Raw genomic sequence first — 16538 nt, forward strand, 5'->3', positions numbered from 1 at the left:
TCTTTTCTTTGGCTGATGAGATGAAAAATTGAAAGATAAAAGGTGTAAAATAGTTAGAAGAACAGTTACAATATAATATAGTGACATATTCAGAGTGATTACTATGTGTATTTGAGTAATTAAGGGTAACAAAGATGTACAAGTATCGCTGAAACATGCTAAACTAATTGCTCCATAATATTAATGATGGAGCTGGGTGGCATATCATTCCAAACATGAATTATATGTTGAGAAAACATGAGCATAAGTATACTATGACAATTGAAGAAGGAATATAAGGTGCTTATGGATAAATCTATTGAAGAAGAGTTATTGCATGTGATGGAGGAATGGTTAAGAAAACATTATCTTTCATAGGAGCTGTAGTTGTGAGAAAACAAAAAATTTTATTATGTACATTATTAGGACTTTTAATGATGGTAGTGGCTTGTGATAAGCAAGAAGAACCTGAATCGAAACCGGTTCACGTGAAAAACGAAAAAAAGCAAGAAAAGCATAAAGAAAAGGAAAAAGATAAAGAAGAGACTGGTATAAATTTAATGGATAAGCAATTATTGCTTTCTGCGACCCTAGGTGATACAGAAACGACTATGAAATTAATAAAGGACGGGGCAAATATAAACGTAGAGGGCGATAATGGAGAAACACCTATCTTGGCAGCGGTGTATCAAAATCATATAGAGACAGTTAAAGCGTTAATTGATGCAGGCGCCGATATTGAAATCCAAGATGAAAAACAAAGCAATCCATTTCTTTATGCTAGCAGAGAGGGCTATACAGACATCGTAAAACTACTAATTAATGCAGGTGCTAATACGAAAGAAACTACTAGGTCGGGTGGAACAGCATTAATTTCTGCATCAGAGCGTGGTCATGTAGAGGTCGTAAAAGAATTATTAGAACATACGGATATTGATGTGAATTATAAAAATAATCGTGGTGGGACAGCATTATTAGAAACGATTGTGTTAGGAAATGGTAGTGACAGCCATAAAAGGGTAATTCAAATGCTTATTGAGCATGGAGCGGATGTAAATATGGCTAACAATGAAGGGACTAGGCCATTGCAACATGCTGAAAAAAGAGGTTTTAAAGATATTGCGAATATGTTGAGGGTAGCTGGAGCGAATGAAGTAGTGCAGCCACAACAACCAATGGAGTAAAAAGAAGAAGAAATAAAGGGTACGAATTAATCCCATTTAGATAGACAGAATGAAGAAGTCATTTAGTATGATGGATTCAGTAATGTGTATTTAAATGGGGTTTTTGTTTTGAACATGAAAAATAGAGTATGGATGGATAGTATATGGAGACACACATAGTAACTAAGGAGGATATAAATGAGGCTTTCAGAACTTGAGTTAATAGCAATTCAGGCAGAGGTTTTATTTGTTCATAATCAAGTAGGAAAAATGATATGTGTAAATGAACAGGGAAATTCGAAAGCACCGCGTTTTTTTCTTGGCAGAACTCGTGAAGGGAATATAAAGAGATATCATTATAATCTGGATAGTGAAATGATAAGTAAGATTGAGAAAATAATTTTAGAATGTTCAAATCATATAGAGATAGCAAAGATTATTAAAGTATTAAATGATGAGAGAACGGTGGAGAATATTTGGATGGGTTCTGCTTACATGTTTCCAAATAATTTAAATAAGCCGACTAGGGCGATACAAATAACAGAGAAAAATAAAGAGCTTTTGCGAGAAAATTTCCCTAATCTAATAGAACAGATGGAATGGAGGCAACCTTATTTTGCAATTGTTGAAAATGAACAAGTAGTTTCTATATGTTGTAGTGCAAGAAGCAGCCCAGAGGCTTCTGAAGCGAGTGTAGAAACGTTAGCTGAGTTTCAAGGGAATGGATATGGTTCGGATGTTGTTACAGCCTGGGCGATATCGGTAAAAGAAGAAAAACGTATTCCACTGTATAGTACTTCTTGGGAGAATTTTGCCTCACAAGCAGTGGCGAGAAAACTAAAATTGATTAAATACGGAATGAATTTACATATCACTTAAATTTTAAACACAGTTGTTTGCTGTTGGAGTTTATTCGAATATCTAGATTCCTGTAAAGAAAGCCGCATCCTTGTTCAGGATGCGGCTTTCTTTACAGGGAGATAAGGGATCAAAGAAATGATGAAGTCTTATCTCTTTTATATGAGTAAAGGGTCTAGAATGAATTTTGTCCTTGTCATTATTTGTTTAACTCCATTGCAACCTGTTTCCCATTTACGAAAACCTCTGCCACCGCTACTAAAACTTCCATCACTTTTTTCATATCTTATCTCTCCTTGTTTTTTGTTTTATTTCTTACTTTTAGTATAAGGAAATGCAGTAATTACAACCATCGAATTGGATGACAAGAGACTTACAGTGTTGTAAGGATAATAGTTTTAGTTTGTAATAAATGTGATTTCGAATATCGATTCAGAAATTTCTGTCGTTTTGAATTATAATTAGAAAGAGAATGGTTTAGAAAGAAGAGGATAATATGAAAAGAATTCTTGTTATTAGTGATATTCATGGAGAAATAGAAAAGTTCGAACAATTATTGGAAGAAGCTCACTACGATACAAAACAGGATCAACTAATTTTATTGGGGGATTATGTAGATCGTGGCCCGAATGCACGTGCTGTAATTGAAAAGGTGAAAGATTTAAAAGAAGAAGGAGCGTTCGTTTTAAAGGGGAATCATGAAGATATGATGATTAAAGCGTTAACGACTGATGAGGAACGTTCATGGAACCATTGGGTAAAAAGCAATGGTGGGGATAAAACATTATATAGCTATGGATTCGTAGAAGAAGACATTGTGGTTAATGAGGAGGACTTCCAAAAGCCGATTTTAAAATCTCATGTATTAGAGGAACATGTAAAGTTTATTCAAGAATTAGATCATTACATTGAAACAGAAGAGTATATATTTGTACATGCTGGTGTTGAGACAATGAAACAAGTTTCTGAATCTGAACCGTACACGTTAATGTGGATCCGTAATGAGTTTCATAGTGGGTATAGTGGCGAAAAGGTTGTTGTATTTGGCCATACGGAAACAAAAACGCTTCATGGTAGTGAGAATTGCGGAGTGTATTTTGGTAGTAATCGTATTATTGGAATTGATGGCGGGGCTGTGTATGGTGGTCAGTTAAATTGTTTGGAGTTGCCGAGTAAAAAGGTATATGTAGTAAAAAATTGAAAGAGATAAGGGCAATCTTATTTCTTTCAATTTTTTATTAAGCGAAATTTAAGAAAGAGCTTTTATAATAAAGGTTTAAAATTCTCTATCGAGCAAAAATTCAGCAGGGGATATGTGGGAATGGAATTACATGATATGATTACATTCTTTCGTTAGGAAGAGAAGAAATGTAATAATAAATAGAATTGAACTATATTGTGGAAGGTGAGAAAGGCCGATGCGCTTACTTGTAGTAGAAGATAATGCTTCTTTATTGGAGTCTATAGTACAAATTTTACGTGATGAATTTGAAGTGGACACGGCAATGAATGGGGAAGATGGTTTATTTTTAGCATTACAAAATATATATGATGCAATATTACTTGATGTCATGATGCCAGAAATGGATGGATTTGAAGTTATCCAAAAAATACGAGATGAAAAGATTGAAACGCCAGTTTTATTTTTAACAGCGAAAGATTCTTTGGAGGATCGAGTTAAAGGCTTAGATTTTGGCGGGGATGATTATCTCGTTAAGCCGTTTCAAGCACCGGAACTAAAAGCGAGAATTCGTGCTTTATTAAGACGAAGTGGTAGTTTAACAACAAAGCAGACAATTCGTTATAAAGGAATCGAATTGTTTGGAAAAGACAAAGGCGCACAAGTCGATGGGCAAGCAATTAAGTTGACCTTAAAACAGTATGAACTTCTAGAGTACCTCATTCAAAATAGCGGTAAAATTTTAATGCGTGAACAAATTTTTGATCGTGTTTGGGGATTTGATTCAGATACAACAGTAGCTATCGTAGAAGTGTATGTTCATCACTTACGTAAAAAATTAGAGCCATTCGGTTATCAGAAAGATATTCAAACTGTTCGTGGTATTGGATATATATTAAAAGGACAATGAAAAAGGGAAGTATGTTTCAAAAAACACGTATTCGTCTGACTATAGTAAACTCATTAGTATTTATCCTATTAATAGGAGTATTAGGGAGTATTATTTATTCATACACATATAAGCGCATTTATAATGAAGTAGATACATCCATAGAAAAAATGGTTCAGCATAGAGAGATTTCAGATGATAAAAAACTACCTAAAAAAATCAGGGGATATTTCCCAATTGGGGATCCAAGGATAATAGAGTTAACTTGGAGTGGAAACAGAGTGGAGATAGGTGGCGAAAACGGCAAACGTCGTTTTATCTTCGAAGACAATTTGGAAAAGTTTTCTCCAAAAAAATTAGAATCTTTGCAAGATATTGAAGTGCAAGGGCTATATTTTAGAACGTTCGCGTTTCAAAAAGATGGAAAAATAGTTCAAATCGTACGCGATATAACAGCTGAAGAAGAAATGCTAAATACATTATTTTTAATTCTCGTTATAGGTTGTAGCGTAGGAAGCCTATGTGCAATAGGAATCGGCTTTTTCCTAGCTGGTAGAGCACTCATACCTATTCAAAATTCATGGGAAAAACAGCAGCGGTTCGTTTCTGATGCATCACATGAATTAAGAACACCGCTTGCAGTTATTCAATCAAAAACGGATGTGTTATTCCAGTCACCATCCGCTACGATAGAAGAAAAGGCGATGGATATTTCTACAATTTCAAAGGAATGTAGGCGGTTATCGAAGCTAGTTAGCAATTTATTATTATTAGCACGTTCGGATTCTAATCAAATTGAGGTGGATAAGAAAACATTTAAACTTGATAAATTGTTAGAAGAAATAGTAGATCCATATAAAGAAATTGCTTCTTATCAAGAAAAAGAGATGATATTAAAAGTAGAACACGACATATTGTTTATGGGCGATAGAGAGAGAATCCATCAAATGATGGTCATATTGCTAGATAATGCGATGAAGTATACGAATGAAGGCGGGCATATTCAAATCGATTGCACGCAAACGAACAGTTCGATTCGTATACAGGTGAAAGATGATGGGATAGGAGTTACAGAAGAGGATATTCCAAAATTATTTGATCGTTTTTATCAAGGCGATAAAGCGAGAAGTACATCAGAGGGTGCGGGATTAGGTCTTTCAATTGCGAATTGGATTGTAGAAAAGCATTACGGGAAAATATCAGTAGAGAGTAAATTGGGAGAGGGCACCTGTTTTGAAGCGATTTTCCCTAAAAACCAAAGAATATAAGTGAGAAGACGATCTTGTTTTTACAAGGTCGTCTTTTTTTAAGGGAAAGTTAAGGAACAACTTGTAGCATGTATTACATAATGGAAACTTGTGATGGAAAGAAAAGCTGTAAGGTTTTTTGAATGAACTGGATAAATCATAAGGTTATTTCTAACAGAGATGAAGTTTATGTATAGTATAAAAAAAATTATGGGAAAGCTGGAAAAAGAAAGCGTGAGAGGGAGGAAGAAGTCTTGAAAAAGAAAATGATGACGGTATTCACTATTGGAGTAATGAGTTTAAGTATATTAGGGGGTGCCTCTCCTTCTGGAATGACAAAAGGAAAGACAGATTACACGCAGCGTAGTAAAGAACAATTAAACAATGGGAAGATACATGCAATACATACAGAAGAAAAAGCAGAGAAATTAGGAATTGAAACAGAGGGAAAAGAACAAATTACGTTAGAAAAAGAAATTCATGAGACGGAAGTAGGAAGAGAAGCTGATCAATTAGGTATCTCGGCAGAAGGAAAAGATGTTGGAATTCTTTCAGAAGAAATTTATGAAACAAAAGTGAGGCAAGAAGCGTTGAAACTAGGAATATCTATAGAGAATACGCCGATTGTAAGTTTAATTGATCAAATTAATAAGATTAAAATTAATAATGAAGCAGAAAAGCTTGGTGTTTCAACTGAAGGAAAAGAAATAGAAGAAATTGAGGAAGAAATCTACGGCACGAAAGTTAAAGAAGAGGCAGAAAAGCTAGGTATTGCTCAACAAGGAAAAGAGATGGAAGAGTTAGCACAAGAAGTGTACGAACAAAAAGTACAGGAAGAAGCAAAAAAATATCATATTGATTTATATGGCAAAGATATATATCAAGTATTAAGAGAAATAAATGAGCAAAAGGTAATAGAGATAGCAGAGGAGCTTAATATGGATAGAACGAATATGGGCATTCAAGAGCTAGCGGAAAAAATAAAACGAGAACAACCTGAAAAAGGAAACGAACTAAAATTTATACCAATGATTCAAACAGATGCAGATGCGTTTTATTCGTATTTAACGAATTAAAAAGGGCGTGAGAGTGATACGAAAATGGAAGTGGTATATATGTATTACCGTACTATGTATAGGAATATGGTGGGCATATACAAATGGGATTACAACGTATGTGGAGAAAGTAAAGGGGTTACTATTATCAAGTATACAAAGTCAAAAACGAATAGAGTTTAGTAATAACGATGAAACAGTCATGTTATCAAATGTGCCCTTAATTCAGCAGTTACCAGAGCTAGAGAGAGGCTGCGAAGTAACAAGTTTAGCGATGATGTTACAATACGCGGGTGTTTCTGTAGATAAGATGAAATTGGCGAGTGAAATAAAAAAAGTTAATTTTTTAGACGATGGTGTAAGAGGAAATCCGAATGAAGGATTTGTTGGGAACATTTATACGTTTTCTGAATCGGGATACGGTGTATATCATGGACCACTTTTTCAATTAGCGAAAAAGTATTTACCGAATGAAGCTGTTGATTTAACAGGGAAGGGTATAGAAGAAATTTATAAGAGTGTAAATAATGGACAACCGGTAGTCATGATTACGAATGCAACATATGCACCGCTAGATGAGGATGAATTCACTATATGGGAAACAAATGGTGGAGATGTTTCCATTACTTATAATGAACATTGTGTTGTTCTTGTTGGATATGATAAGGAATATGTATATATTCGCGATCCTCTTAATGAGAGCTTGGATGTAAAGGTGCCAAGAGGAAGCTTTGAACAGGCATGGATGCAGATGGGAAGTCAGGCAATTAGTTATGTAAAAGGTGTTTTTAAGAAGCGAAAGTGATATGAAACAAGAGAACTTCTATATGGGGTTCTCTTATTCTGTAAGTTAATCTTTTTAAAAATAACTAAATATGCAGAAATGCATAATTGAGCAAAATAATACATATTATTATATATTGTTTCCAAAGTTGTTGAAATAACGAAGAGTGCAGCGGCTGTAGAAGAATAAGTTTATTTGATGGAAGAAGAAAAGAACTATAAGAAACGACTGTAAATTTAAAGTATAATAACAGCAAATAAGTAAGGTGAAAATGATACCACCTTACTTATTTTTCTATTTAATAACTAGGGGAGCTATTGAAGGAATGAGAAAAAGAAAAAAACTATGGAATTTATGGAAAACGATTACATTATTAGTGTGTACAGTTGTAATTTTTTCTTTACTCGTAACAGATATTTTAATTAGCCATAATGTTGAACGAACGACAGAAGAAAGTCAGGCAGAGAAGGCAAAAACGATTGCACGTATTGTGGCAAATGATTCTATTGTAATTGATGGATTGGCGGGGAATGTAGATACCTCCTTGATTCAAGTGTATACAAATAAGATATTAAAGAGTACGGATGTTCAATTTATTGTAGTTATGGATATGAATGGAATCCGAAAATCTCACCCCAATCCTCAAAAAATAGGGCAACATTTCATTGGAGGAGATGAAGGAACGGCATTGAAGGGAAAGGAACATGTGTCGTTAGCAGAAGGAACTTTAGGGGTCTCTATGAGAGTATTTATACCGGTTTTTTCTGAAACAGGGGAACAACTTGGAGCGGTTGCGGTTGGAATTTCAGCAGATAATGTAAAAGAGCGAGTTAAGGAAAGTAGACATATTATGTATATCGGTGTTGGAGTTGGAGTGTTAGTTGGCATTATAGGAGCGATATTGCTAGCTAGACATATAAAGAAAAGTTTATTTGGTCTTGAGCCGCATAGGATAGCGAAAATTCTTGAAGAAAGAAATACGATGTTACAATCGGTCAAAGAAGGTATTATTGCTGTGGATAAAGAAGCGAAAGTAACGTTAATTAATAATGAAGCAAAACGGCTATTTAAGAAAAGTGGACTTGAAGAAGACTTTATTGGTAAAGATGTTGAATTGTATATGCCGAATTCACGTATAAAAGAAGTGTTGCAAACAGGAGAGGTACAATTAAACGAAGAACAAAAGATTTATGGGATTACGATTGTTACTAATCGTGTTCCTTTATATGTAAAAGGAGAAATAGTTGGTGCAATTGCAACATTTCGTGATAAAACAGAAATTAGAAAATTAGCAGAAGAATTAACTGGTATTAGGCTATATGCGGAAGCATTACGGGCTCAATCTCATGAATTTATGAATAAAATGCATGTCGTATTAGGGCTAACACATATGAAACAGTATGAAGAATTACAGAAATATGTAAGTAGTATGGTATCAGAGCATCAATATGAAATGGGGGGGATTATGAAAAAAATTCAAAGCCCAGTATTTGCTGGATTTTTACTAGGTAAACTCAGTTATGCTAGAGAGAAAAATATAAAGTTAATTATAAAAGAAGATTCTTACTTACCAGAAATATATGATGAACGTATCATTCATGAACTGATCACCATTGTCGGAAATTTAATCAATAATGCATTAGACGCAGTGACGAATTGTGAGAAGAAGCAGGTTGAAGTTGGAATACAATATGGGGATACATTAATCATTACAGTACAAGATACGGGGAAAGGCATAAAAGAAGATGAAATTGATGCATTATTTATAAAAGGTTATTCTACAAAGGGTGATAATCGGGGGTATGGTTTGCATCTTGTAAAGGAAAGCATACAGCGAATAAATGGAGGAATTTATGTTCAGTCATTGTTAGGAACAGGAACGACAATAACGATTGAAATACCTAAAAGTAGGGATGAGAGATAAAATGATCAAAGTTTTGATTGTAGAAGATGATCCGATGGTTGCGATGTTAAATACGCATTACTTAGAGCAAGTTGGAGGGTTTGAACTTGTCCATGCAGTTAACTCAGTTAAATCGGCGATAGAAGTGTTAGAGAAGTCACGAGTAGACTTCATATTACTTGATATTTTTATGCCTGAGGAGACTGGATTTGAGCTTTTAATGTATATTCGAAATCAAGAAAAAGAAATTGATATTATGATGATTTCAGCTGTACATGATATGGGAAGTATAAAAAAAGCATTACAATATGGAGTTGTAGACTATCTAATTAAACCATTTACATTTGAACGCTTTAAGGAAGCATTAACTGTGTATCGAGAAAAATTTACTTTCATGAAAGAACAACAAAAAATTAGTCAATCGGAATTAGATTCGCTAATTTTACAAAAAGAAAAAAGAGAGTCCTTTGACTATAAAGAGCTTCCGAAAGGATTAACAAAGCAAACATTGCAACTAATTTGGCAGCAAATCAAATCGCTTCACGGGCAAGCATTTACAACAGATGAAATGGCGAAATTAGTAGGGGTTTCAAGAGTTTCTATTCGAAAGTATGTAATGTTTTTGACTGAAATTGGAGTTTTAGAGAATGAAATGGTGTATCAACATGTGGGAAGGCCGGTAAGTAAATTAAGGTGTATTGACCAAAATAAAATAGACTTTTACGTATAAGCGACTTATTATAGGTCGCTTATACTTTTTTTAATTACAAAAGTAGTTACAAAACTTACAAAAACTATTTTTACTATTGAAAGCGTTTTAATATTGTTATTAAGAAAACAAGGGGGTGCCATATGGGAATTCAAAAGAATGTGGAAGCGGTATCATTTTCTGAGGGGAATGAGGTACAAAGAGAATCGTTCGCTTCTAAAATTATGAATGTAAAAATCGGTGTAATACCTTTACCGTTATATGTAGTATTGGCTGCTATTATTTATGGGGCATCTGTATATAATAAATTACCAGCAGATATGATTGGTGGATTTGCAGTTATTATGATTATGGGTATTTTCTTAGGTGACATTGGGATGAGAATTCCAATTCTAAAAAACATCGGTGGTCCAGCAATTCTTTCATTATTTATTCCATCGTTACTTGTATTTTTCAACTGGATGAATCCAGCTTCAATGGAAGCTGCGACTATGTTAATGAAAAAATCGAACTTTTTATATTTATATATTTCTTGTTTAGTAGTAGGAAGTATTTTGGGAATGAATCGTAAAGTGTTAGTACAAGGTTTCGTTCGCATGTTTATTCCTTTAGTAGTAGGAACGTTAGCTTCTATCGCAGTAGGCTTATTAGTAGGTTCACTATTTGGATTTGAAATGAAGCAGACATTCTTCTTTATCATCGTACCAATTGTGAGTGGTGGTATTGGGGAAGGGATTTTACCGCTATCACTAGCTTACGGTGATATTTTAAATGAATCATCAGCAACATTTGTATCACAGCTTATTCCAGCAGCTATTATCGGAAATATGTTTGCAATTGTGAGCGCAGGCTATATGAAGCGTTTAGGTGAGAAGAGACCTGAGCTTAGTGGGAATGGTGTATTAGTAAAAACAGATAATCAAGCAGAGTTATTAAAAGAGCAAAATACAGAAAAGCCAATTGATTTCTCATTAATGGGAGCAGGGTTATTGATTGCATGTACATTCTTTATTTTCGGAGGATTTGCTTCTAAATTTATCGGTATTCCAGGAGCAATTATTATGATTTTTTCAGCAGCACTTGTGAAATACTTTAAATTAATGCCAGCAAAAATGGAGCAAGGTGCATTCCATTTATATAAATTTATTTCAAAGAATTTAACTTGGCCGTTAATGGTTGGTTTAGGATTGCTATATATTCCGTTAAAAGACGTAGCAGCAGTTCTTTCTGTAGGATATGTTGTTGTTTGTGCATCAGTTGTTCTTACAATGGTAGCATCAGGTTTTCTTGTAGGGAAAGTGATGAAAATGTATCCAGTTGAATCAGCAATTGTAACTGGATGTCATAGTGGTTTAGGTGGAACTGGAGATGTTGCTATTCTATCAGCTTCAAATCGTATGGAATTAATGCCGTTTGCGCAAATTTCAACGCGTTTAGGCGGGGCAGCTGTGGTCGTAACAGCAACAATTTTATTAAAAATGTTTTCATGATCAAAACAAGCTAGCTATATTCGTATAGCTAGCTTGTCAAATTAAGGGGAGATTATAAGTATGTTAGAAAATGAAATTAATGAAAGATCATTATTATTGCATAAAGAGTTAGTAGGGAAAATTGAGATTACAAGTAAAGTAGAAGTGAATTCAGCAGATGATTTAAGTCTGACTTATACACCAGGGGTAGCTGAGTCTTGTAAAGCAATTGCAGCAGATGAAGAAACAGCGTATGACTATACAGCAAGAGGGAACATGGTGGCAGTTGTTTCAGATGGAACAGCAGTACTAGGTTTAGGGAATATTGGACCGAAAGCGGCTATGCCTGTTATGGAAGGGAAAAGTATTTTATTTAAGAAGTTTGCGAATGTAGATGCTTTCCCGCTATGTTTAGGGACGACTGATGTGGATGAAATCGTTACCCTTGTGAAAAATCTAGAGCCTACATTTGCAGGTATTAATTTAGAGGATATTGCAGCACCACGCTGTTTTGAAATTGAAAAACGATTAAAAGAAGAAACGAATATTCCTGTATTTCATGATGATCAGCATGGGACGGCTATTGTCGTTTTAGCAGCTGTTATTAATGCATTAAAAGTTGTAAGTAAACAAATGGATGATGTGAAAATTGTTATTAACGGTGCGGGTTCGGCAGGAATTGCAATTGGAAAATTATTATTAAAAGCTGGCGCAAAACACATTACGTTAGTTAGTTTAGAAGGTATTGTTTGTGAAGGTGAAACATGGATGAACGAAGCGCAAATCGAAGTTTCACAGAAGACAAATCGAGAATATGTACGTGGAACATTAAAGGAAGCGATTCATCAAGCTGATATTTTCATCGGTGTATCTGCTCCAAACGTATTAACGAAAGAACTTATACAGACGATGAACGAGAAACCAATTGTGTTTGCAATGGCGAATCCAATTCCAGAAATATTCCCAGAGGACGCATTAGAAGCTGGGGCAGCTGTAGTAGGAACTGGGCGTTCTGATTATTCGAATCAAGTAAATAATGTATTGGCGTTCCCTGGAATATTCCGCGGTGCGTTAGATGTACGTGCGACTGATATTACAGAAGAGATGAAATTAGCGGCAGCATATGGGATCGCTAACATAATTACAGACGAAGAGCGTAATGCGAATTATGTAATTCCAAATCCATTAGATAAAAGAGTTGTTCCAAGTGTTGCAGAAGTAGTAGCGAAAGCAGCCATTGATTCAGGGGTGGCGCAAATTACGAAAATGCCAAGTTATAGATAGTCAAAAGCAGTGCCTTAAAAAGGCACTGCTTTTTTTGAGATAAGAAATCAAAATAATGAAGAAGGATAGAATTATTTATGTCCCTTCATTATTTATTTAATTCCATTGTAACTTGTTTACCATTTACTAAAACCTCAGGTACTGCTACGATCACTTCTATCATTTTTTTCATCTCTCATCTCTCCTCGCTTCATTTCTTACTTTAAGTATAAGAGAAGAGAGAGAATCCAACTATTGAAGTACGTGACGTAGAAATTACATTGTTGTAAGGAAGTATTCCAGTTTTGTCACTTTATTCGGCAGTGATTACAAATTGATCATAATATCTTTCATTCACATATATGTTTAATACCCATAATCCAGATGAAGGTAGTGACATTACGAGAGGGAGTTCTTTTATTGTAGTATCGATTGTATTTGAAGTAGTCCAATTTGGTTCGGAAGTTTCTTTTGGAACGATTATTGGTGTTGGAAGGATAGAGCCTTGTTTTAAAGCAATAATAGATAGTTTTCCAGTTGGCATTTTAGGATCTAGGAAGAACCACATTATTTCATTTTGCTCATTTGCGATAATAGAGCTATCAGCCATTGCAATTTTTCCTTCAATGCCTTTTAACGGTATTTTTCCTTCTACGAATGATGGCGCTTCTTCCCAATTTACACCTTTTAGGACACTAAGATGAAAAAAGGAAGGTGCGTTAATTTGAGAGGATGACGTTTCTAGTACTTCTTTTTTAGGTACATTTGAATCGGGTTGCACTTGCGCGCAGCCAGTGATGAGGAAGGAGAAAAGTAGCATAGTTCCGATTTTTTTCATGGTGCCACACTCCTAATTTTTATTGTTAGTGTAATTGTATTTGCTAGAAGACGAGACAATTCCTTTAAATCATAAAAAGAGGTCGTAAGTTTTGTACGACCTCTTTTGACATTTTCTATCCCGATTGGTGCGGGCTAATAATCAGTGGGGGATGGAATCTCCCGCTGATTAAAGTTTCACTTTATATTTGTTCAGTTGAAAAGGTTGGTTCTCTTTCTTTTTGAGGCATTGTTAAGAAAATAACAGAAAGAACGATACATACTCCGCCTAATAATTGATATGCTCCAAAGGATTCATTAAGCCAAGCGATTGAAACGATGGCAGCTACAAGTGGTTCAATGCTAGATAAAATACTTGTTTCTGTTGCTGCTAAATATTTAAGACTCCCGATATAAAGAAGGAAAGAAAGAGTGCCACTTATAATGATAAGAATAAGCATAGAAAAAGTTTGAAATGTGAAAGTTTGCGAAATCTGATTCCATCCAAAAGAACGATTACAAATAAGCAGTGCAATCCCTCCAATTAACATCCCCCAGCCAATTACTATAGTTGTTCCGCATTCTTTAATAAGAGAAGCCGGATGAAGGGTATAAAACGCAAAACCAATCGCTGTTAATAGGCCGAAAGTAATAGCTGCTTTAGATAAAACAATATTTTCAATTGAACCGTTTGTAATAATAAAGTATGTCCCTGTTAGAGCAGTTATAATTGCGAGTATTTGCATAGAAGCAGGGAATTTCTTTCGCTCAAACGCAACGTAAATGGTAATAAGAATAGGACCTAGAAATTGAAATAGTGTTGCCGTTACCGCATTACTAATATGAACTGTTTCGATAAAAGCGTACTGAGCACCAAGCATGCCAAGAATAGAGAAAATTATAAGTTGTATAAAGTGTTTAGGATGTTTCCAAATGTGAAATATGTTTTGTTTTTTAATAAGTAAGAAAGCCAAAATGAATATTCCTGCGAGTAAGAGGCGAATTGTTAAAAAATCAATTGATGATACGTTCGTATGTTGAAATAGCCACTGAATCATGGGACCAGATAATCCCCACAGGGTAGCTCCTGTAATAATCATCATAAGTCCGATGCGTCTACCATTGTTCATTATCATGCATCTCCTCTCTAGTATTTGATTATTAATGTGTTACATGATAAAAGGAATTATATAGAACTTCTGGTACTGTAAAAAGTATCAGTTATGTGTTTTTGGGAGGGGTCAGATGTTGTGTTAGAACTAACACCTAATTTGAGTGCAAATAGTAAGACAGCATTGTATGTACAATTGTATGAGTATATAAAAAAAGAGATTAAAGATGGAACGATTCCGGCCTTTACGAAATTACCGGCTAAGAGGAAGCTGGCGACATATTTACAAGTGAGTAAAAATACAGTTGAAGCTGCTTATGAGCAACTTCTTGCTGAAGGATATATTGAGTCGATTTCTAGAAAAGGTTATTTTGTATGTGAAATCGAGCAAATGATTCATGTGGAAGGCAGCGAAGAGGTAATAGGAGAAGCGCCTTTTCAAGATAAGAAGTATAAATTTGATTTCACTCAAACGGGTGTGGATACTAATACTTTTCCGTTTCATGTATATCGAAAAATCACGAACGAGGTATGGCAATTTGAAAATAAAGATTTACTTTTTATTGGACATCCGCAAGGGGAGGTAAGTTTACGAGAAGAAATCGCGAGCTATTTGTATGAATCTAGAGGTGTACGATGCGTAGCTAGTCAAATTGTAATAGGAGCGGGTACGCAAATATTAGTAAAAATGTTATTTCAGTTGTTAAAGGGAAGTCGTTATGCGGTTGAAAACCCTGGGTACCATCGGAAAATGGTTGTTTTCGAGCAAGGGGAACAAAATGTACAAATGTTATCTTTAGATAGAGATGGAATTCGTATGTCACAGTTAGCGGATAGCCATGCAAATGTTGTATTTGTTACACCTTCGCATCAGTTTCCTTGCGGGATGATTATGCCAATTACGAGAAGAATGCAGCTTTTACAATGGGCGGAAAAAGAAGAAGGAAGATATATTATTGAGGATGATTATGATAGTGAATTTCGCTATTCAGGAAAGCCAATTCCAGCGCTGCAAGGGTTAGATAGAGATGGGAAAGTAATTTATATGGGGACGCTCTCTAAAGCGCTATTACCGTCATTACGGATGAGTTATATGGTGTTGCCAAAATCCCTCATTAAGCAGTATCAGGAGCAATATTTATTTTACACACAAAGCGTTTCAAGAATCGATCAAGAGATCATTAAGAAATTTTTAAATGACGGGCATTGGGAAAAACATATTCATAAAATGCGTGTTGTGTACCGAAAGAAGAGAGACCGTCTTGTTTCGGTAATAGAAAAATATTTTTCTAATCGCATTGAAGTAATAGGGGAAGATTCCGGCCTACATATTTTATTAAAAGTGCATAACGGGATGGAAGAGAAAGAATTAATGGAAGCTGCAGCTGAAAGGAGTATTAAAGTGTACCCTGTTTCGATGTATTATAGGGAAGGGACTTCTCCCAAAAGTACAGTATTGCTTGGATTTGCGACTTTATTAGAGGAAGAAATTGAAGAGGCCATTCAATTATTATATACAGCATGGTTTACAAGAAAGTAAAAAACATCCTCATAAATGGAGGATGTTTTTTTATTATTTTTCTTCATCTAGGAAAAGAACCATATGCTCTTCATCCCAATATTGTCCGTTATATTTTAATGAGCGTTCTTGCACACCAAATGTTTTAAATCCTAATGACTCATAAAGTTTTTTTGCACCATCGTTTCCGACAACAACATCAAGCATAACTTGCTCTACTTCTAGAGATTTAGCAAGTTCAAGACATTCCTTAATAAGTGATTTTCCTGCTCCAAGTCCGCGTGCTTTTGGAGACACGTATACTGAACCAATTTTCGCTTTATGTTCTTGTTTTACATATGGTTTCGTTTCCAGTGTTGCAACTCCGATTAATTCTCCATCTTTAAATGCACCTAGTGTATAGTTCTCATCTTGTGCTAATTTTTGGGCTTTATATTCAATAGCACACTCTTTATTAATAATATCTTCATAAGAAGAGCTGAAAGCTTCCGGGTTTTGTTTTAACCCTTCTACTCGAAGTTCTAAGTAAATTTCTGCTTCGTCTTTTGTTAATACATGGATATCCAATTATATCACCCTCCAAATCTTTGACA

General features: G+C 34.8%; 15 protein-coding genes. 12 read left to right on the forward strand and 3 right to left on the reverse strand.

All coding sequences use genetic code 11. The features are described 5' to 3' along the window. Nucleotides 1-329 precede the first annotated feature (329 nt). The 11 genes from EXW56_RS02875 (at nt 330) to EXW56_RS02925 (ending at nt 12520) form a co-directional block, all read left to right on the forward strand. Nucleotides 330-1163: an ankyrin repeat domain-containing protein gene (locus tag EXW56_RS02875; protein ID WP_141558707.1), complete on the forward strand. Its 834-nt coding sequence runs from the start codon at nt 330-332 to the stop codon at nt 1161-1163. Nucleotides 1164-1340: 177 nt separating this feature from the next. Then, entirely contained in the window at nt 1341-2021 is a 681-nt protein-coding gene (locus tag EXW56_RS02880; RefSeq protein WP_002201831.1) for a GNAT family N-acetyltransferase, read from the forward strand. Between the two features lie 475 nt (nt 2022-2496). Continuing rightward, complete coding sequence (locus EXW56_RS02885; RefSeq protein ID WP_002201830.1) at nt 2497-3201, forward strand: metallophosphoesterase family protein; 705 nt, start codon at nt 2497-2499, stop codon at nt 3199-3201. A gap of 217 nt (nt 3202-3418) precedes the next feature. Beyond that, the gene (locus tag EXW56_RS02890) at nt 3419-4090 is read left to right on the forward strand and encodes a response regulator transcription factor (protein ID WP_002159355.1); all 672 of its coding nucleotides are present in this window, start codon (nt 3419-3421) and stop codon (nt 4088-4090) included. 11 nt (nt 4091-4101) lie between these two features. Then, nucleotides 4102-5337 (forward strand): sensor histidine kinase, encoded by a 1236-nt coding sequence (locus EXW56_RS02895; protein ID WP_002201829.1) that lies wholly within the window; start codon nt 4102-4104, stop codon nt 5335-5337. Between the two features lie 233 nt (nt 5338-5570). Next, nucleotides 5571-6392: a transporter gene (locus EXW56_RS02900; RefSeq protein ID WP_215597167.1), complete on the forward strand. Its 822-nt coding sequence runs from the start codon at nt 5571-5573 to the stop codon at nt 6390-6392. A gap of 43 nt (nt 6393-6435) precedes the next feature. Continuing rightward, nucleotides 6436-7176: a C39 family peptidase gene (locus EXW56_RS02905; protein WP_215597563.1), complete on the forward strand. Its 741-nt coding sequence runs from the start codon at nt 6436-6438 to the stop codon at nt 7174-7176. Nucleotides 7177-7480: 304 nt separating this feature from the next. Further along, entirely contained in the window at nt 7481-9079 is a 1599-nt protein-coding gene (locus tag EXW56_RS02910) for a sensor histidine kinase (protein WP_033716788.1), read from the forward strand. Between the two features lies 1 nt (nt 9080). Continuing rightward, entirely contained in the window at nt 9081-9788 is a 708-nt protein-coding gene (locus EXW56_RS02915; protein ID WP_002113945.1) for a response regulator, read from the forward strand. Nucleotides 9789-9910: 122 nt separating this feature from the next. Then, nucleotides 9911-11257, forward strand: a complete 1347-nt coding sequence (locus EXW56_RS02920; protein ID WP_002113946.1) for a 2-hydroxycarboxylate transporter family protein — start codon at nt 9911-9913, stop codon at nt 11255-11257. 60 nt (nt 11258-11317) lie between these two features. Next, nucleotides 11318-12520 carry an NAD(P)-dependent malic enzyme gene (locus EXW56_RS02925; RefSeq protein WP_002201824.1) on the forward strand — a complete coding sequence of 401 codons (1203 nt, stop codon included), beginning with the start codon at nt 11318-11320 and terminating at the stop codon, nt 12518-12520. Nucleotides 12521-12812: 292 nt separating this feature from the next. Here the strand turns inward: EXW56_RS02925 and EXW56_RS02930 are convergent, their stop codons facing one another. Both EXW56_RS02930 and EXW56_RS02935 read right to left on the reverse strand, forming a co-directional pair. Continuing rightward, the gene (locus EXW56_RS02930; RefSeq protein ID WP_002113951.1) at nt 12813-13337 is read right to left on the reverse strand and encodes a DUF4871 domain-containing protein; all 525 of its coding nucleotides are present in this window, start codon (nt 13335-13337) and stop codon (nt 12813-12815) included. 181 nt (nt 13338-13518) lie between these two features. Then, nucleotides 13519-14445: a DMT family transporter gene (locus EXW56_RS02935; protein ID WP_002201823.1), complete on the reverse strand. Its 927-nt coding sequence runs from the start codon at nt 14443-14445 to the stop codon at nt 13519-13521. Between the two features lie 120 nt (nt 14446-14565). On the opposite strand from EXW56_RS02935, the gene EXW56_RS02940 reads away from it, so the two are divergent. After that, nucleotides 14566-15966 carry a MocR-like pyridoxine biosynthesis transcription factor PdxR gene (locus EXW56_RS02940; protein WP_002201822.1) on the forward strand — a complete coding sequence of 467 codons (1401 nt, stop codon included), beginning with the start codon at nt 14566-14568 and terminating at the stop codon, nt 15964-15966. A gap of 33 nt (nt 15967-15999) precedes the next feature. On the opposite strand, the gene EXW56_RS02945 is transcribed toward EXW56_RS02940, so the two are convergent. Next, nucleotides 16000-16512 (reverse strand): GNAT family N-acetyltransferase, encoded by a 513-nt coding sequence (locus EXW56_RS02945; protein WP_098988687.1) that lies wholly within the window; start codon nt 16510-16512, stop codon nt 16000-16002. Between the last annotated feature and the right edge of the window lie 26 nt (nt 16513-16538).

The organism is Bacillus mycoides, from assembly GCF_018742245.1.
Classification (GTDB): Bacteria; Bacillota; Bacilli; order Bacillales; family Bacillaceae_G; genus Bacillus_A; species Bacillus_A cereus_U.